The sequence below is a fragment of the Pseudomonas sp. LAM2023 genome (assembly GCF_016620375.1).
Classification (GTDB): Bacteria; Pseudomonadota; Gammaproteobacteria; order Pseudomonadales; family Pseudomonadaceae; genus Aquipseudomonas; species Aquipseudomonas anuradhapurensis.
Genome location: NZ_JAENHV010000026.1, coordinates 339,928 through 356,540 on the forward strand (window position 1 = coordinate 339,928; position 16,613 = coordinate 356,540).

The 16,613-nt window shown below is 58.8% G+C and carries 18 protein-coding genes and 1 tRNA gene; 13 read left to right on the forward strand and 6 right to left on the reverse strand.

Annotated features, from left to right (window positions below; genetic code table 11):
• The first annotated feature begins 124 nt into the window (after nucleotides 1–124).
• The 8 genes from JKP78_RS16530 (at nucleotide 125) to JKP78_RS16565 (ending at nucleotide 6,848) form a co-directional block, all read left to right on the forward strand.
• Entirely contained in the window at nucleotides 125–505 is a 381-nt protein-coding gene (locus tag JKP78_RS16530) for a hypothetical protein (protein ID WP_200626990.1), read from the forward strand.
• Nucleotides 502–1,050 carry a hypothetical protein gene (locus JKP78_RS16535; protein ID WP_200626991.1) on the forward strand — a complete coding sequence of 183 codons (549 nt, stop codon included), beginning with the start codon at nucleotides 502–504 and terminating at the stop codon, nucleotides 1,048–1,050. Before JKP78_RS16530 ends, JKP78_RS16535 begins: the two co-directional genes overlap by 4 nt.
• 454 nt (nucleotides 1,051–1,504) lie before the next feature.
• Complete coding sequence (locus JKP78_RS16540) at nucleotides 1,505–3,040, forward strand: hypothetical protein (RefSeq protein ID WP_234454633.1); 1,536 nt, start codon at nucleotides 1,505–1,507, stop codon at nucleotides 3,038–3,040.
• A 676-nt stretch (nucleotides 3,041–3,716) separates the two neighbouring features.
• Nucleotides 3,717–4,337 (forward strand): recombinase family protein, encoded by a 621-nt coding sequence (locus JKP78_RS16545; protein WP_200627111.1) that lies wholly within the window; start codon nucleotides 3,717–3,719, stop codon nucleotides 4,335–4,337.
• Nucleotides 4,338–4,378: 41 nt separating this feature from the next.
• On the forward strand, nucleotides 4,379–4,597 hold the full coding sequence (locus tag JKP78_RS16550) for a hypothetical protein (RefSeq protein WP_200626992.1): 219 nt from the start codon (nucleotides 4,379–4,381) through the stop codon (nucleotides 4,595–4,597).
• A gap of 315 nt (nucleotides 4,598–4,912) precedes the next feature.
• Nucleotides 4,913–5,251: a hypothetical protein gene (locus JKP78_RS16555; RefSeq protein WP_200626993.1), complete on the forward strand. Its 339-nt coding sequence runs from the start codon at nucleotides 4,913–4,915 to the stop codon at nucleotides 5,249–5,251.
• 91 nt (nucleotides 5,252–5,342) lie between these two features.
• Nucleotides 5,343–5,564, forward strand: a complete 222-nt coding sequence (locus tag JKP78_RS16560; RefSeq protein WP_200626994.1) for a hypothetical protein — start codon at nucleotides 5,343–5,345, stop codon at nucleotides 5,562–5,564.
• Nucleotides 5,565–6,116: 552 nt separating this feature from the next.
• On the forward strand, nucleotides 6,117–6,848 hold the full coding sequence (locus tag JKP78_RS16565) for a hypothetical protein (protein ID WP_200626995.1): 732 nt from the start codon (nucleotides 6,117–6,119) through the stop codon (nucleotides 6,846–6,848).
• Nucleotides 6,849–7,011: 163 nt separating this feature from the next.
• Here JKP78_RS16565 and JKP78_RS16570 read toward each other — a convergent pair.
• Nucleotides 7,012–7,101: transfer RNA gene (locus tag JKP78_RS16570), tRNA-Ser, on the reverse strand.
• A gap of 199 nt (nucleotides 7,102–7,300) precedes the next feature.
• Between JKP78_RS16570 and JKP78_RS16575 the strand changes: the two genes are divergently transcribed.
• From JKP78_RS16575 to JKP78_RS16585, 3 genes are all read left to right on the forward strand, one after another.
• Nucleotides 7,301–7,990, forward strand: a complete 690-nt coding sequence (locus JKP78_RS16575; RefSeq protein ID WP_186689009.1) for a crotonase/enoyl-CoA hydratase family protein — start codon at nucleotides 7,301–7,303, stop codon at nucleotides 7,988–7,990.
• Between the two features lie 81 nt (nucleotides 7,991–8,071).
• Nucleotides 8,072–8,791 (forward strand): lysophospholipid acyltransferase family protein, encoded by a 720-nt coding sequence (locus JKP78_RS16580; RefSeq protein WP_186689006.1) that lies wholly within the window; start codon nucleotides 8,072–8,074, stop codon nucleotides 8,789–8,791.
• 191 nt (nucleotides 8,792–8,982) lie between these two features.
• Entirely contained in the window at nucleotides 8,983–9,954 is a 972-nt protein-coding gene (locus JKP78_RS16585; RefSeq protein WP_186689003.1) for a magnesium and cobalt transport protein CorA, read from the forward strand.
• A 31-nt stretch (nucleotides 9,955–9,985) separates the two neighbouring features.
• On the opposite strand, the gene JKP78_RS16590 is transcribed toward JKP78_RS16585, so the two are convergent.
• Nucleotides 9,986–10,717, reverse strand: a complete 732-nt coding sequence (locus JKP78_RS16590) for an amidotransferase (RefSeq protein WP_186689000.1) — start codon at nucleotides 10,715–10,717, stop codon at nucleotides 9,986–9,988.
• Nucleotides 10,718–11,244: 527 nt separating this feature from the next.
• On the opposite strand from JKP78_RS16590, the gene JKP78_RS16595 reads away from it, so the two are divergent.
• On the forward strand, nucleotides 11,245–12,045 hold the full coding sequence (locus tag JKP78_RS16595; RefSeq protein ID WP_200626996.1) for a cytochrome c: 801 nt from the start codon (nucleotides 11,245–11,247) through the stop codon (nucleotides 12,043–12,045).
• Nucleotides 12,046–12,159: 114 nt separating this feature from the next.
• On the opposite strand, the gene JKP78_RS16600 is transcribed toward JKP78_RS16595, so the two are convergent.
• The 4 genes from JKP78_RS16600 to JKP78_RS16615 form a co-directional block, all read right to left on the reverse strand.
• Complete coding sequence (locus JKP78_RS16600) at nucleotides 12,160–12,492, reverse strand: ribonuclease E inhibitor RraB (RefSeq protein ID WP_170028856.1); 333 nt, start codon at nucleotides 12,490–12,492, stop codon at nucleotides 12,160–12,162.
• A 175-nt stretch (nucleotides 12,493–12,667) separates the two neighbouring features.
• Nucleotides 12,668–12,904: a hypothetical protein gene (locus tag JKP78_RS16605; protein ID WP_170028855.1), complete on the reverse strand. Its 237-nt coding sequence runs from the start codon at nucleotides 12,902–12,904 to the stop codon at nucleotides 12,668–12,670.
• Between the two features lie 215 nt (nucleotides 12,905–13,119).
• Nucleotides 13,120–15,195, reverse strand: a complete 2,076-nt coding sequence (locus JKP78_RS16610) for an LTA synthase family protein (RefSeq protein WP_186688995.1) — start codon at nucleotides 15,193–15,195, stop codon at nucleotides 13,120–13,122.
• A 140-nt stretch (nucleotides 15,196–15,335) separates the two neighbouring features.
• A complete protein-coding gene (locus tag JKP78_RS16615; RefSeq protein ID WP_170028853.1) occupies nucleotides 15,336–15,527 on the reverse strand; it encodes a PLDc N-terminal domain-containing protein in 192 nt (63 codons plus the stop codon).
• A 125-nt stretch (nucleotides 15,528–15,652) separates the two neighbouring features.
• On the opposite strand from JKP78_RS16615, the gene JKP78_RS16620 reads away from it, so the two are divergent.
• Entirely contained in the window at nucleotides 15,653–16,591 is a 939-nt protein-coding gene (locus JKP78_RS16620; RefSeq protein WP_170028852.1) for a ZIP family metal transporter, read from the forward strand.
• Nucleotides 16,592–16,613: the final 22 nt, after the last annotated feature.

Below are 16,613 nucleotides of genomic sequence, written 5' to 3' on the forward strand. Positions count from 1 at the left end.
CCCGCTTTTGCGGATCAACTTGCCAGTCACGCACTTGGCGCCAGAACAACCAAGCCACACAAGAAGAACTTGAGCAACTTTACTTGGCTCAAGAGCAAGAAGAACAAACCAAGGATGCAGCTTAATGTCCAGCGATAATATATACCTAGAAGTACTGAAGGGAAGCGGGGCAATCTTGAGCTATTTCCTAGAGCTGCCAACCACGCAATCAATTGCTGTGGATTATGTCGAGGCAACAAGGGAAGAGCTTACTTACCTGTCAGCGTTGGCTGATCACATCCTACCTGCAGGGACGGTGGTTTCTTTAGCCCACCTAGAAGCCCATAGGAGCCGCGTTAAAGTAGCGAAAGCAACCAAGGCAGCCCAACATATAGCAGCAGCTCGCAAGGCCACTCAGAAGCCTTCCCTGAGCGTTACAGCTGCAACCAATAAACAGCCCACAAACAAAGCAGCAAAGTTTAAAGCCGGATTCAAGCCGGTTCCCAATCAAAGGAAACAACAATGATAACCGAATACCAATACGGCGTTAATGTCGTAGAATTTTACCCTCACTCTGATGAAGACCTGCAGAAGCTGATAGCAGCCAAACAAGATGCCTACAATAGAGGTACCGAAACTCTGCACTACAAAGACAAGGCGGCCCATGTCCACTGGCAACGCAGCAAGCCATTAGAGCCTGCCGTCATGGAACTTTTCGAAGAGATGGCGAAGGGAAATACGCTGGTGAAGCTGGCATTCAACCCACCGCTGGATGTGTTTGCTGTGCTACGCAAACCTGAAAAGACCATCAAAGCTGAACTTGTTGAAGTTGCAAAGTCTGCTCGCAAAGAATATGACCTATCTCGCTTTGAGTTGAATCTTGCTGAAACTAAACGTCAGATTAAGTTCAGCGTAGACCAAGTTAAGCGTGCAGAAGATGCAGCGGCAGCAGAAGCAGCAGCAAAAGCAGCGGCAGCACTCAAACAAGATCAGGAAGCAGCGGCCTTGGCTGACCTACTTAAAGCCTACGCCACACCGGTAGTGCCCACAGTGGAAGGTAAGGCAGCGTGAACAACGAATACGTACATGCCGAGGGGATGCGACTAACGTTCACCCCTGCCGAGTTTGATGTGCTGTGCAGCCAGGCACGCAAGCACAAGATGCCCGTTCGCAAGTTCTTGAGCTGGATGGTGAAATGCTTCATTAACTCTGTGCCAACCGAAGAGACGAATCGGGCGAAGTAGTCGCCCCTTTCGACTCGCCCGGCAACATCGGTGAAGGCCGCAGGTAGTATAGAACTTGTCCGCCTTAATCGCTCAATCCCGCATGGCACTAGGGCTTCAGCCCAATCGACTATGCACAATCCCAGTAGAAACCCATATGCGAATTTCAGTATACCGGCCTGAGCACCAAGCGAAGTTGCTTCGCTTGATGGAACACACAGGCGCCATTAACCCTACCCGAGTGGTAGAACAATTGATTGAAGAAGCTGCCATGCGGCTTGATTCCCTAGAGAGCGGAACGAATGTCATCGAGCAACACCAAGAAGAGCAGCACCCGTAACTACAGTTACACCTGCTACGCCTGCAACAGTGCATATGTTGGACGCCGGGAGCAGGCGGACAAGACCAAACGATTCTGCAAGGATAGTTGCAGAAAGGCCAAGTCAAGACAGCCCGACAAGGCGACAAAGCGGCAATCCCGCATAGAAGACCAGTTCACCCGGTTCTGTAAGAGCAGCTTCGGGCAGTGGATCATTAGAGAGTGCATCAAGGCGAACACCGTCTGCATCATGATGCCCCACACCACTGCTTCACTGTTCGAGCTGGAACAGTTCCACAACCGCTACTACAAGTGCTATGGCTTCAACCCAGATGAGCAGAAGTCTGTGTATCACCGCTGCCACATCCAAGCCCGTATAGGCGTAGATGGCTCAGTGGGAGCACTGCACCCGCTAAACCTGTTCATCGGCCTATCCCGACCTAACCAGACAGCCGGTAACAAGTTGATATCTACCGATGCGGGGCTGAGCATCCCCGCCCACAAGCTGCAAAAGAAGTGGCAAGTAGCTGTGGGCGACACTAAGCAGCAGGTGGCAAAGAAGGTACGCGCCCTGCTGGGCACAGAGTTCATCGAGTATCTGGCCCAATCCGCTGCTTTGAAGCTGGACACACTGCACACCTTGGCCCGGCAAATCTACAACCGGCAGCAGAAGGACACAGCGGTACAGCAACTGGAAGACCGCTATACACTCGGCCAGCTTGAGCAACTACCGCTTGAGCAGCTAGAGCTTATGGACGCCCACCAGCGGGGCAAAGATTCGTTCACCAGGTTTGCGTCCGATAAGCACACCCGTGCATCTCTGTGCGTATATGCAGATGAGCTTGAACGGATGGCAGCGGTATCACCATCACAGCGTCACCGGGACAACTGCACCTTTATGCTTGGTCTGGTGCGGGTGCTCGGCATCTATATCGCTCAGCAGGAATGCCCAGTAGATGGTGGCCACAAAGCCTTTCTGCCGCAAAAGGGGTTTGAATGGCAGCCGCTCACCTATATGAACTGGCAGCAGCCATGGGGCAAGCCCTGCCAGCAGCTTATAGACGCTGACCACCGCTTGCTGATCGAGAGCATCACCGACCACTGCTACCACGCACTATCCGGTGCAGAGATTCCCAAGGGCTTGTTACGTGCCCGCCTGCTGAAGCGGCTTGATGTGGCCACGCTGGTGCCAACGGTGCTTGTACCTGACGAACAGCGGTTCAAGAAGCTGGGTACATGGTCTGATTACATCGCTGCTCTGTGCGTAGATGCCGAACTAGTGTGGCAGCCATTGCTTGCACTGGGTCTATGTACCGCTGAACAGGTTGAAGCTGCCCGCACTGGCTTGCTTGATTGTCTGCACGCCGCCATCGAAAAGGGCCGTCGAGACTACTTGGCACAGCCCCGGTTCAAGCGGGTGTATCGAGGCCGCTACTACGGCCAGTGGGGCTTTAAAGGTTACCCAGCACACCTCGAATTTCCACCAGTGGCAATAGAACCGGTAGCACAGGCGGCATAGGGGTATATCCAGCTTTGGCGATACCCATATAAGGACGCTCCTGAAAAGTCGGGGGCGTTGGTGAGGCTGAGTTTTCAGCAGTGATGTGGGGACGAACGCAAGTTTGCGTCGGTCTACTGGCACGCCAGCTAAGTGTAGGGCGATCCCCCATTGGTGGTAGGGCAAGGTGTATATAGCCCAGGCCGAACTTGGACATCACTTTTCTTCAGTTTTGAGGGAAAGTAGCAGCCGCCAGATAACTAATGGAAAACTAACGCCATATCTAATCCCGCTGGCCACCATTCCGACCCGTCTGGATACCGCTACACGGCTACAGCCCAGTGGTTCCGGGGACTTGCACTATACGGGGTCAAGCGAAGTGCCGCTTTCCCGTGTATCCCACAGTATTTGTACGGAAATGATGCCGGCCACGGTCGGTAAAGGGCGGGATTCCTACCTTTTTCCAATGCACTCAAATTTGAGTTGATCTCATCAGCCCGCTTCGGTGCGGGCTTTTTCGTGCGTGCTGGAAAGCAACCGGTGTGCCGGGGGCCAGTCGGGCGGGCCTACCATTTGGGTATAGGTATCCGAGATGGCGATAAAAAGTAACTCGGGCCTATCATTCACAAGTTGAAACAGAGCCAAACGATAGGTTATCATTTGTCTATCGAAAATCATGACAAAGGATAAACTGATGATCAAGGCCCATCTCTACCTTCGTGCTTCGACTAACGATCAGGACGCAGAACGAGCGAAACAGTCCTTGCTGGACTTCGCCCTGGGTAAGGGCCTGGAAGTGGCAGCTGTATATGCCGAGAACATCAGCGGAACCAAACTGGAACGCCCTGAGCTGTCTCGCCTGCTGGCTTCAGCTACGGCTGGTGATGTGCTGCTGGTGGAATCAGTAGACCGCCTGTCTCGCCTTTCTCAAGCTGACTGGAAGCAGCTGAAGCACATTATCGAATCCAAGGGGCTACGGCTCGTGGTGCAAGACCTAGAAACTACTCACCAGCTTGCCGACCAGAGCATTGCTGGCCAGATCATGGATGTGATCAACGGTATGCTGATCGATCTGATGGCCACCATGGCCCGTCTAGATCAAGAGAAGCGGGTAGAGCGGATCAAGCAGGGGCTGGATAACAAGCGTGCCCGTGGCGAGAAGGTGGGCGGCAAGGGCCGTAACCAGCAGAAGTGGGATAAGGTGGCTGCTTTGCTCAAGCGTAATGGCAACACGATGGAAGAGATTGCCAAGCTGGCTGATGTGGGTATTGCTACTGTTTACCGTATCAAGAAAGAAATGGCGCTTCAGGTGCCGTAATCGCCTACGCTGCGGTATCTGCCCTATAACGAGAACGCCACATGGATGATAAAGCTACGGCTGATTTCTCAGCTACAGCCGATGCCCTAGAGCTGCTGCATATGAACCAGACAGCCTTGAGGGCAGCCATCGAAGAAGTAAGCACATGGATACAGCAGCGTGGCTCTGTAAATGCCCACGAAAACACCATGACCTGCCTACAGGCACTTGATGCCAACGCTGACGCCATCACTTCAGCGATAGAACGCCTTCGCACGTAGCCGCCTTCGGGCGGCTTTTTGCTGCCTTGGATATTCGGCGATTGTGCTGTGCGGCTCGCTACGGGCCAGCCAGTAGCATTAAGCACCGATACTCACTTGGCCGACTTTGGCCAATCTCTTCGACCATATTCCCGCCCACTGCTCACAGCGATATTCGGCTGTGGGCGATGGTCTGCGTGGAAAAGTTGGGGTTACCGGTTGCCAGAATCTTCTGTAGGCCATTCTCGCATAAAACCTTTAGACGCTTGAGCCGAACACTATGGCACCATTGTGCCACTTAATCTCGCACCGTCTCGTAACCCGTCCTGTATACTCATGAAAGCCCCTGACGGTTTCCATCAACGATTGGCACAGAATCCTAGGCAGGATTCAACCTCAACCGTCCATCAGGAACGTGATGCTTTAGCCACACCTGAAGGCTGCAAAATGGAAAACCTAGAGACCCATAGGTTAGGTCTGCTTCGTCGAATCGCTGCAGGAATGAATCTGATCGAAAAACCCGCCGATTTGCCGCTACTCGATGGTTTGATTGAACAGGGCTATGCGGAAGGTTTAGAAACGACCTTCTGTGGGCAGCGGCTCTTCTTCGATGTGCGTATCCTCCCCAAAGGTGACCTTTACCTTATGAGGTCAAGGCCACCAGGCTCATCATAAATAGTCAGCAAGAAAGACACCATCACCCGCAATCACCGAGCTACTCGGTTGCATGGCTCGTACCCGCTGAATAACTAGGAAACGAGAGAAGATGAAACGCGAAAGAATTGCATTGGCAGATACAATCGAGCTGCTTCTATTAAATCAGGAAGCCTTGCGTGCCGGACTGGAAGAAGTGGCGTTGTGGCTCAAGCAACGCGGGTCAACCGTTGCTCATGAGAACGTTTCCGGCGCCCTTGAAATTCTTGACGCCAATGCTGAAGGCATCGCTAAAGGGATTGAAGCGCTTCGTGAAATGGGAGCAGAAGGCTGAAGTATGGCATTGGCAGTAGTGGAAAAAATGCGGCCACGTTTCTTATGGTGCTCGCGGCCTGAAATGGAATTTTAACCATTACGCTTAGCTTTTCAAAATAGATGGCAAACGTTCACGAGGGCCGCTGATCGGTTTTTCCCGCTTTCTCGGCAGATCGACGCACCCAGCTTACCTAATCCCCTAATATTCAACAAATTGTAGAGGAGATTAGGGACATGGAAATGAGCGACAACCTGATCTATCTATGTGTCCTTGCTGCCGTAATCGGAGCAGCACTATTCGCTTGGCTTGCCTACGACTCGTCTAGCGTAGACTTCATCTGGGCAATTCTGCACCGCTCATAATCAGCTCTGATACCGCAGCCTTCAGGCATTAGCAATGCTTCCAGCTTCACGCAGGTCTAATCACCGCTCAAGTAGACTGAACGCCCCTTTAGGTCGTCTGGTTGGTGGTTGGACATCGTGGCAAAAATGCTTCATCGCACCTTGCCCAACTCAATGGCACCATAGCCAGTGGCAGCCAACAGTGGCATTTCACCCAAAAGGACTGGTTATGACGGCAAAATCTTCATGGACGCCGATGATCGCCGACGCCTACGCCAACAAGTACGGCGAGGTGGCTCAAGACTTCCTTTCGCTCGTGGTGATTCCGTCCCTAGCAGCCCTGGAGCAGAAGAGCGTCGAGATTGCTGCACAAGAAGATCAAATTCTTGCCGCCTTCCATCTACATGATCATCGCCATCTGATCACAAAGACGAGCATGGCGCTGTGCTTGGGTATTCAGTCGCTGTGGGAACAGCAGTTACGCGAGTATCTTGGCAATTGCGGGGTACAGATTAAGCACAATGGGCCGACTTTGGATCTAATCCAACGTGCCCACTGGGGCATCTCGGGCAAAGTCCCTTCGCTGAACCATCTCTTTAGCGAGATACGCGGTTTGCAGCTTGAGAGTTTTGAGTCCTACAGTCGTCTAGACATGCTACAGCTACTGGGAAACGTCTGCCGACACGGTGAGGGTGCATCAGCGGCGAAGCTCAGGGGGAAGTACCCGAAGCTTTGGCCAAAGGCGATGACCGAGAGCGAGCAGTTTGGGATATCTGTAACGGCATTTATGCCCGTGGGCGGTATGCTGATTACAGCCGATGTATTGCGGGACTTGGTGAACGCGGTGGTGTTGTTTTGGCTGGATATGCGTATAGCGTGTACCGAAGCCCTGATTCCGAATAACCCGGCGATGATCGAAGAAGTGGCAAGGTTGCGTGCCAAGCGGGAACCGCTCATGTAGAGCCAATGCCGCTGCTAGCACAGGCCCTGAGCTGCCTACGGCTGGTGTCGGTATGCTGCGAGGGGTTGGGAAGGCGCAGGCCTCGATGAGTAGTACAATCGAGTAGTACAATCGGAAAGCAAAAAGCCCCGCAAACCGTTGATTTGCGGGGCTTTTCAGAATGTGGCGGTGAAGAAGGGATTTGAACCCTTGATACGATTTCTCGTATACACACTTTCCAGGCGTGCTCCTTCGACCACTCGGACACTTCACCGTTTTCTCTTCAAGCCTTTCAGCCTGTCGAGGCGCGCTAATTTAGTGGAAGGTCTTTCCTTTGGCAAGCATTTTTTTCAATTTTTTCATGCATTTGCATTTGAGCCCCGGCGAACGCTGACCGACCGGTCAGCCTTGCTGCTTTACCTGGCCCCTGGCGCTGGGTAACGTCGTCGCCACGCCAACAAAAGGACTCTGCCATGAGCGAGCTGATTACCTACCACGCCGAAGACGGCATCGCCACCCTGACCCTGAACAACGGCAAGGTCAATGCCATTTCGCCAGACGTCATCGCCGCGTTCAACGCCGCGCTCGACCGCGCCACTGAAGAACGCGCGGTGGTGATCATCACCGGCCAGCCGGGGATTCTGTCCGGCGGTTACGACCTCAAGGTAATGACCAGCGGCCCGCAACAAGCCATCAGCCTGGTCACCGCCGGTTCCACCCTCGCCCGCCGCCTGCTCGCGCACCCGTTCCCGGTGGTGGTCGCCTGCCCGGGCAATGCCGTGGCCAAGGGCGCCTTCCTGCTGCTGTCCGGCGACTATCGCATCGGCGTCGAAGGGCCATACAAGGTGTGCCTGAACGAAGTGCAGATCGGCATGACCATGCACCATGCCGGTATCGAGCTGGCCCGCGACCGCTTGCGCCGTTCGGCCTTCCACCGCGCGGTGATCAACGCCGAAGTGTTTGACCCGCAAGGCGCGGTAGAGGCCGGCTTCCTCGACAAGGTGGTGCCTGCCGAACAGTTGCATGAGGCCGCACTGGCGACGGCGCGCGAGCTGAAGAAGCTGAACATGCTGGCGCACAAGAACACCAAGCTGAAGGTACGCAAAGGGTTGCTGGAAGCGCTGGACAAGGCGATCGAGCTGGACCAGCAGCACATGGGTTGACCGCACTGGCTCACACCAGGGTTTGCCGCGACCAGTGCACACCCGTACACTGCGCGGCGAATGTCTGGTGTGAGTCGTACCATGCTCTACTCCCTTCGCATGTTCCTGCTGGCGCTGCATTTTCTTGTGGTTGGCGCGGTGGGCCTGGTCATTGGCCTGTGCCGCCCGTTCAACCCCGACAACAGCCGCGTGTTCGCCCGCCTCTACAGCCTGCCCGCCACCTGGCTGATGCGGCTCAAGGTCAAGGCCGAAGTCGGCCCGCTGTGGGACCAGCCGCCCGGCTGCGTGATCGTCGCCAACCACCAGTCCAACTTCGACCTGTTCGTGCTGGGCCAGGTGGTGCCCCAGCGCACCGTGGCCATCGGCAAGAAGAGCCTGGGCTGGATCCCGCTGTTCGGCCAGCTGTTCTGGCTGGGCGGCAACGTGCTGGTCGACCGCAAGAACGCCTACCAGGCACGCAAGGCCCTGCAGAAGACCACTCGGGTGCTGCAGGACGACACCTCGATCTGGATCTTCCCGGAAGGTACACGCAATGCTGGCAGGCAGTTGCTGGCGTTCAAGAAAGGTGCGTTCCACATGGCCATCGAGGCCGGTGTACCGATCGTGCCGGTGTGCGTCAGCCGTTACGCCGGGCGCTTGGCCCTGAACAGCTGGCGCCAGCGCACGGTGATCGTGCGCTCGCTCCCCCCGATCGCCACGGCCGGCATGACCCTGCAGGACCTGCCAGCCTTGATCGACCAGTGCCGCCAACAGATGCAGCACTGCATCGACCGTATGGAAGGGGAACTGGCCAAAGGCTAGGTTGCCTGCACTGGCCCCTTCGCGGGCACGCCCGCTCCCACAGGTCACCCACAATGCCTGAAGCTGTGGTAATCCTGTGGGAACGAGCAGGCCCGCGAAGAAGCCAGTAACAACTCCAGCCTTGCAGGTTGCTCTTGCGCCAGGTACAGCCCAAGCTGTACGTCGTGTCCAACCGGAATAAGCGAACAACCATGGGTCGAGTCGTGGCATCGGCGGTGTACAGCGCCGGCAGAAAGGTCACCAACATCAGCATCGACGAAGGCAGCGAGTGGGCACGCAAGCCCGGGCACTTCGTGTGGATCGGCCTGGAAGAGCCCAACGCCGAGGAGCTGGCCAACCTGCAGCGGCAGTTCAACCTGCACGAACTGGCCATCGAGGACGCCCTGGAAAAGCACAGCCGGCCCAAGCTGGAAACCTTCGGCGACGCCCTGTTCATCGTCACCTATTCGCCGGTGCGCCACGAAGGCAAGCTGGAGTTCATCGAAACCCACATCTTCGCCGGCAACGGCTACATCATCACCTGCCGCAACGGCCACTCGAAATCCTACGCCCTGGTGCGTCAGCGCTGCGAGGCGCGGCCATTGCTGCTGGAGCACGGCGAAGACTTCGTGCTGTACGCCCTGCTCGACTTCGTCACCGAGAACTACCAGCCGGTCAGCGAGGCCATTCATGGCGAGATCGAGGAGCTGGAGCAGAGCGTGCTCGGTGGCTCGCTGCAGGAGGACGATATCCGCCGCCTGCACAGCCTGCGCCGCGACATCCTGCGCCTGCGCCGCTACGTGGCGCCGATGGTGGAGGTGAGCGAGGAACTGCAACGCCTGAGCTTCCCGTTCATCGACAAGAACATGCGCCCGTATTTCCGCGACGTGCAGATCCACGTGACACGGCAGATGGAGGACCTGGCCGGCATCCGCGACATCGCCAGCCAGACCATCGAGATCGGCATGCTGCTGGAATCGTCGCGGCAGAGCATCGTGCAGCGCAAGTTCGCCGCCTGGGCGGCGATCCTGGCGTTCCCTACGGCGATTGCCGGGATTTACGGGATGAACTTCCAGAACATGCCGGAGCTGGGCTGGCACTACGGCTATTTTGCGGTGCTGGGCGTGATCGGCTTGGGCTGTAGCGGGCTCTATGCCAGCTTCAAGAAATCGGGCTGGCTCTAGAAAGCCGGGGCCGCGTTGCGGCCCCCGGCCGTTACGCCGCGTCGTGCTTGCTGATCGGGTGCTGGATGAAGCGCAGCATCCACTCCCCGACCAGGTCCCCCTGGTGCTCGGTGGCCAGGCTGGCCACCGCCTTGTGGTACACCTCATCCCCTAGGTATTCCTGGCGCGCATCCAGCAGCGCACGGGAATAGTCATGGACGAATTCCGGGTGGCCCTGGAAGCACAGCACCTGGTCACCAATGTGATAGGCCGCGTTCGGGCAGAAGTCACTGGACGCAATCACCGTGGCCCCCTCGGGTAACTCGGTCACCTGGTCCTGGTGGCTGATCAGCAAGGTCAGTTCCGACACTTCCGGGTCCATCCACGGCGCATGGGCCGCTAGCGAATAGCGATGAATGCCCACGCCCCAGCCCTGTTCGGCGCGCTCGGCCTTGCCGCCCAGGGTCAACGCCAGCAGCTGGTGGCCGAAACACACCCCCAACAGCTTCTCGCCACGCTCGTACAGCTTCAGCAGGTAGGCCTTGAGGGTCTGGATCCAGGGGTCGGTACCGAAGGAGTCGGCCTTGCTGCCGGTCACCAGGTACGCATCGAACACTTCCTCGTCGGCGGGGTAGTCGCCATTCATCACGTTGTACACACGAAACTCGGCGGCGATCGGCTGACGCGAGAAGAGCTGCTCGAACATCCTGCCGTAGCCCTGGTACTGCGCGATCAACTCCGGTCGCAGGACATCGGTTTCAAGGATGCAGATGCGTAACGACATAGGGATAGTCCTGAACGACATAGGTGGGAATTTGCTGTAGAGACTGACGCGAAAGGCACGTACAAGCAAGTAGGGCGCACTGACGAACGGTCACATTTCGTCGGCGCGCTGCTGGCACTTGCGCCACTGTCTAGTGAGAGGATGCCAGCCGGATGGCACATGGCCTCATAGCCAGATAAACCGATATCGTCAATTGTTAGAACAAAGGGTTCTCAAACATGGATGACGCACACCCTACTGTTGGTTGTATATCCACTTTCAAGAGGCAGGCAGTACCGGCGTCCACCCACGCCACTGCGATCAGCCCGAAGCTCGACAGGGAAGCCAAGGGGTATTCAGGAATAACAACAAGAAGGCGGTCCGCCATGTTCAGACAATCGAAAATTCGCCAAGCTGGGCTCATTCTCTTCGCCACGACTCTGCTGCTGATCCTGCCGAACCTGACACGCTTGTTTGGCTGATTGCCGCTGTGGCGTCAACAGGCAACGCACAGGTAACCTGCTGGCCTTGATGGTTGGAGATTACCCATGCGCCACTGCCTTGCACTGTTAGCGTTACTCCTGAGCCTGCCGCTGTCGGCGGCGCAACTGCACCTTGAACTGGGCTCCACGTCGCGCCAATGGAGCAGTGCCGAGCTGCTGGCGCATCCGCAGGCTCGGGAGATCAGCATCGACCAGGACGTGTCCTACCAGCGGCCCATGCATTATCGGGCGGTGCCGCTGGCCGTGCTGCTCGAGGGGGTGAACGCCAGCGACCATCTGCAGGCGGTGGCCCTGGACGGTTTTGCTGCCGAAATGCCCGCCGCGCCGCTGCTGCAGCGCGGGCCGGCACAGGCCTGGCTGGCCGTGGAAGACCCGGGCAAGCCGTGGCCGGCACTGGGCCAGGGCAAACCGAGTGCTGGGCCGTTCTACCTGGTGTGGACTGCACCGCAGGCAAGCGGCATCCGCCCGGAACAGTGGCCGTTCCAGATTGCCACGATTCGCAAGCTCGCCTCTGTCGAAGCGCGCTTTCCGGCGCTGCTGCCCGACCCCAAGCTGCCGGCCGACAGCCCGGTCCGCCAGGGCTTTGCCTTGTTCCAGCAAAACTGCCTGGCCTGCCACCGGCTCAACGGTGCCGGGGATGCGCAGCTGGGCCCAGACTTGAACGTGCCGCACAACCCGACCGAGTATTTCCAGCCGGGGTATCTACGGCAACTGATTCGTGACCCGCAGCGCCTGCGGCAGTGGCCGCAGGCGAAGATGCCGGCGTTTACGCAAAGCGTGTTGAGCGAAGCAGAGCTGGATAGCCTGCTGGCATATCTGGCGCACATGGCCAAGCGCAAGCCTTGAGAGCGGCGTACACGGTTTCGCGGCTGGCCCGCTGGCACAGGATGACCGGTGAATTGCCCCGGGCCAGCTCCCTGGTTGAGCGGGCACACTCGCGAAGCAGGCAGCACAGAACGCTCAGGCGGTGACCCGCTCCTGCTTGACCCCCCACCCTTCCACCTCGCCACCATAGGGCGTGACCAGCTGCTCGAAGGCCTCTTCGAAGTCACCTATGCCACCGTGGGTGGCATACATGACCTTGCTCAGTTCCAGGTGCCAGGCACCGTCGTCCAGTTCCTTCACCTGGGCATTGAGGGACTCGCCGCGAAACTGGCCGGCGGCGCGACGGGCGCCAGCCTCGTCGGGGAACACCGCGTAGAACTCGATGGGGTGGATCTGGGTGAAGTCGAAACCGCCTGCTTTCATCTGGCGCAGGACGTTGCTGCTGATATCGTCGTTCTGGCTGCTCATGAATCGTCCTCCTGAATAATGCGATGGATAGACTTTCCGTGCACTACGCACCTGCCGGCAGCGGCCGGGCAGTTCGAGCTGATGCAAGACGCGAAGAGATGCGGTGCCAACCTGCGGAACAACAGGCACCTTCCACCAGCGTAGTGCCTGCCTCGGCACCACGCAAACGTACAGGTCAGGGCGCTTCGTGGATACTGGTGATAGTCACGCCGCTCTGCTCCTTGAGCCAGCGGGCAGTGGGAGAAATGGTGCGGTCCTGGAAGTCGTTGAGGTCCAGCTCATCCATCACCGGGAACAGGTGCGAGCGTATCGCGCGGGCGGCGTCCTCCTCACTGGGACGGTGCTCGGCATGCAGCACCAGCGAGGACGGTTCGCCTTTCTGGTCGGCAAAGATGACTTCCCACTCTTTCATTGAACGAGCCCTCTCAATTCAAGGAACACAGGTGTGTGATGCCTGAATAAATGACCTTGGGCCAAGAAGAATGTTCAGTCGGGGAGGTTTGAGGCGGGGCCATTGCCAGCAGGCCGGCCCCCACCGGGGGAGTGCACAGGTTGCGCACCATGCGCTGTACCGGTGGGCGCCGGCTTGCCGGCGAACAGGGCCGCAAGGCGGCCCTGACTGCAGCCTTACTTCGGGGTACCGTGCACTACACCGGCGGTGTTATCCAGCAGGCTCTTGGTCGCCGTCTGGATATACGCCTCGAGCTTCTTCAGCATTTCCGGCTGATCCGGGCTTTCGATCAGCTCGGCCTTGAACTCGCGCCCCAGCTGGTAGCGGTACATGCGCGGGGTCATGTCCTTGGACTCGATCAGGATGCGGTCGCCCTGCACCAGGCCGACGATCTGTTCGCTGCCCGATGGCTTGATCATGCCCATGCCCTGGTCGCCCTCAGGTAGGTTGAGCAGGTCGCGGCCCCAGCACTGGTGGCGGGCCTGGCCACCCAGGCGGCCCATGATGGTCGGCACGATATCGACCTGGGTGCCCACGGTGTGGTTGACCGCGCCAAACTTCTCCTGGATGCCCGGGCCAATCAGCAGCAACGGCACGTTGAAGCGGCCCAGGTCCAGCTCGGTGACCTGCTGCTGGTTGCCAAAGCCATGGTCGCCGACGATGACGAACAGGGTTTCCTTGAAGTACGGCTGCTTGCGCGCCTTCTCGAAGAACTGGCCCAGCGCCCAGTCCGAATAACGCATGGCGGTGAGGTGCTCGTCCAGGCGGCCTTGCCCGGTGACTTTCTCTACCGGCAGGTCCTTGGGCAGCGCATACGGTGTGTGGTTGGACAGGGTCTGCAACAGTGCGTAGACCGGCTTCTTGCCGTCGTGCTTGGCCAGCTCTTCGGCGCCACGGTCGAACATGTCCTGGTCGGACACGCCCCAGGTCGGGTCGGAGAACACCGGATTGACGAAGTCGTTACGGCCAATGAAGGTGGTCATGCCCTGGTTGCCGAAGAACCCGGACTGGTTATCCCAGGCGAAGTCGCCGTTGTAGACGTACATGTCGTCGTAGTCGCGGGCGCTGAGCAAGGCCGGCAGGCCAGACAGCTTGTGGCCGCCTTCCGGGGTCTGCATCAGGTATTCGAAGCCTGGCAGGTTGGGGAAGCAGGCCATGGTGGCGAACATGCCCTGGTGGGTATGGGTGCCGTTGGAGAAGAAGCGATCGAACAGCAGGCCCTCTTTGGCCAGCTTGTCGAAGTACGGGGTGATGTTGTTGGGGCTGCCCAGCGCGCCCACCGAGTGGCCGGCAAAGCTTTCCATCAGGATTACCACCACGTTCTTGATCGGCAGGGTGCGCTCGGCCGGCGGCGTGAAGTCGCGGCGGATGGCAGCCTCGTCGGCGTCGACCAGCGTGTCGTTGGCGGTCAGCAGTTGCTCACGCACGCTTTGCGTGGCCACGTCCTGCGGCAGCACCGGCTTCCAGATGTTGGCGCGGTCCTCGCCGAAGCGGCTCTTGGCGGCATCGATCAGGGTCAGGGTGCCGTTCAGGCCCAGCTGGTTGACGAAGTTGGAATCGGTGGTGAAGGCATCACCCCAGCGCATCGGCGGGCCCTGGCGCAGGGTGCCACGCGCGGCGACCACGGCCACCAGCAGGATCACCATGAACACGGCCAGGCGGTTGTACCACGGTGCCACGCGGCGCTGCAGGGTGACTTCGCCGTTGCCAGCGCCGCGGGTGATGCGGTCGATGCCCTTGAACAGCAGGCTCAGCAGCCAGGTACCGAACAGCCAGGCCAACAGGTAGCGCACCACCGGGAAGCCGTACCAGAGCATGCTCAGCACGGTTTTCGGGTCTTCCTTGATGTACTGGAAGACCAGGCCGTTGAGGCGCTGGTGGAACTCGCGGTAGAAGTCCATTTCCATCAGGCCGAGGAACATCACCACGCTCGCGCTGATGGTCAGCCACAAGCGGAACACCCCGCGCCGGGCCATGGCCCAGGGGCTGAGGATGGCCAGCAGCAGCGGAATACTCAGGTACACCACCACCCGCAAGTCGAAGCGCAGGCCGTTGAGGAAGCCTTCGGCGACAGTCGCATATGGGGTTTCGCCGATCATGTCGCTGTTGTAGACCAGCAGCGCCAGGCGCACGAGGCTGAGCATCAGCATGATCACCAGGCCGCTGAGCAGCGTGTAGGCCAGGTGGGATTTCAGGGTCGGCGGGAACGGCGCTCGCGCGCCCCGTTGCTTCAAGGCGTCAGGGTTGGCCATGAATGGGAAGGTCCTAGGATTGCGGTTTGCGGAGATGGCGCAGGTGTGAACCAACGCAGCATGGTGCGGGTGCGAATTCTGTTTAACCCAATGTGAAAATTTTGTCACGGGGGTGTTGCCGGTTTTGTCCGTTGCGGCGCTCAGATACGCACATTTCCCCGCGGCCCGGCTATCGCCCAGATCACCAGCCCCACTACCGGCAACAAGGCGATCAGCAGGATCCACAGCACCTTGATACCCACCTCGCTGGCACTTCTGACTACATTGAGAATGGCCCAGATATCCAGCGCCAGGATGATCAGCCCGACCAGGCTGTTGAACATCGACCCCATGGCAAAACTCCTGTCAAAGGCTTTGCTGCACAGCATAGCCAGCTATCACGTCGATAGAAGGGAATCCTTGGCCGTTTGCGCGGGTCACTGCATAAACTGGCCCATCCACTGATTTCGAGGTTGCCATGCCACCCGCACACACCCACAGCATCGTCCCGCCGTCAGGCATCAGTGCCTGGCGCCAGCAGATCAACAACAGCCCGTGGGTCGGCGCCGGCCTGGCGCTGAGCCTGCTGGCGGTGCTGGTATTGCTGGGGGCAAGCCTGTGGAACGCGATCCACGGCGACCATGCTCAGCACCTGCACCTGGCGGCGCTGGGCGGGCTGTCCGGCTTCGGCGCGACCGCCCTGGGTGCGGTGCTGGCGGTGGTACTGCGTGACGTCAGCACGCGCAGCCAGGACGTGATGCTGGGCTTTGCCGCCGGCATGATGCTGGCAGCCAGTTCGTTCTCACTGATTCTGCCGGGCCTGGACGCTGCCCGGGAAATCACCGGCAATGGCCCTGCTGCGGCCCTTACCGTAGTGGTGGGCATGGGCCTGGGCGTGCTGCTGATGCTCGGCCTGGACCGTTTCACTCCGCACGAGCATGAGCGCGTCGGTGTGGCCGGGCCGGAAACCGAACGGTTCAGCCGGGTGTGGCTGTTCGTGCTGGCGATCACCCTGCATAACCTGCCCGAAGGGATGGCGATTGGCGTGAGTTTCGCCAACGGTGACATGAACATTGGCCTGCCGCTGACCACCGCCATCGCCATCCAGGACATCCCCGAAGGCCTGGCCGTGGCCCTGGCCTTGCGGGCCACGGGTTTGTCGAACCTGAAAGCGGCCCTGGTGGCGATCGGGTCGGGGCTGATGGAGCCGCTGGGCGCAGTGATCGGCCTGGGCATCTCGACCGGCTTTGCCCTGGCCTACCCGATCAGCATGGGCCTGGCGGCGGGAGCGATGATCTTCGTGGTGAGCCATGAGGTGATTCCCGAAACCCACCGCAACGGGCACCAGACCACGGCGACCCTGGGGCTGATGGGTGGGTTTGCGGTGATGATGTTTCTGGATACGGCGCTGGGCTGAAGTCATCAGCGGCCTGGGCCGG

What these genes read in the sequence shown, in the direction of transcription:
- JKP78_RS16530 (WP_200626990.1), top strand. Translation starts at nt 125, where the DNA reads ATGTCCAGCGATAATATATACCTAGAAGTACTGAAGGGAAGCGGGGCA.
- JKP78_RS16535 (WP_200626991.1), top strand. Translation starts at nt 502, where the DNA reads ATGATAACCGAATACCAATACGGCGTTAATGTCGTAGAATTTTACCCT.
- JKP78_RS16540 (WP_234454633.1), top strand. Translation starts at nt 1,505, where the DNA reads ATGTCATCGAGCAACACCAAGAAGAGCAGCACCCGTAACTACAGTTAC.
- JKP78_RS16550 (WP_200626992.1), top strand. Translation starts at nt 4,379, where the DNA reads ATGGATGATAAAGCTACGGCTGATTTCTCAGCTACAGCCGATGCCCTA.
- JKP78_RS16555 (WP_200626993.1), top strand. Translation starts at nt 4,913, where the DNA reads ATGAAAGCCCCTGACGGTTTCCATCAACGATTGGCACAGAATCCTAGG.
- JKP78_RS16560 (WP_200626994.1), top strand. Translation starts at nt 5,343, where the DNA reads ATGAAACGCGAAAGAATTGCATTGGCAGATACAATCGAGCTGCTTCTA.
- JKP78_RS16565 (WP_200626995.1), top strand. Translation starts at nt 6,117, where the DNA reads ATGACGGCAAAATCTTCATGGACGCCGATGATCGCCGACGCCTACGCC.
- JKP78_RS16575 (WP_186689009.1), top strand. Translation starts at nt 7,301, where the DNA reads ATGAGCGAGCTGATTACCTACCACGCCGAAGACGGCATCGCCACCCTG.
- JKP78_RS16580 (WP_186689006.1), top strand. Translation starts at nt 8,072, where the DNA reads ATGCTCTACTCCCTTCGCATGTTCCTGCTGGCGCTGCATTTTCTTGTG.
- JKP78_RS16585 (WP_186689003.1), top strand. Translation starts at nt 8,983, where the DNA reads ATGGGTCGAGTCGTGGCATCGGCGGTGTACAGCGCCGGCAGAAAGGTC.
- JKP78_RS16590 (WP_186689000.1), bottom strand. Translation starts at nt 10,717, where the DNA reads ATGTCGTTACGCATCTGCATCCTTGAAACCGATGTCCTGCGACCGGAG.
- JKP78_RS16595 (WP_200626996.1), top strand. Translation starts at nt 11,245, where the DNA reads ATGCGCCACTGCCTTGCACTGTTAGCGTTACTCCTGAGCCTGCCGCTG.
- JKP78_RS16600 (WP_170028856.1), bottom strand. Translation starts at nt 12,492, where the DNA reads ATGAGCAGCCAGAACGACGATATCAGCAGCAACGTCCTGCGCCAGATG.
- JKP78_RS16605 (WP_170028855.1), bottom strand. Translation starts at nt 12,904, where the DNA reads ATGAAAGAGTGGGAAGTCATCTTTGCCGACCAGAAAGGCGAACCGTCC.
- JKP78_RS16610 (WP_186688995.1), bottom strand. Translation starts at nt 15,195, where the DNA reads ATGGCCAACCCTGACGCCTTGAAGCAACGGGGCGCGCGAGCGCCGTTC.
- JKP78_RS16615 (WP_170028853.1), bottom strand. Translation starts at nt 15,527, where the DNA reads ATGGGGTCGATGTTCAACAGCCTGGTCGGGCTGATCATCCTGGCGCTG.
- JKP78_RS16620 (WP_170028852.1), top strand. Translation starts at nt 15,653, where the DNA reads ATGCCACCCGCACACACCCACAGCATCGTCCCGCCGTCAGGCATCAGT.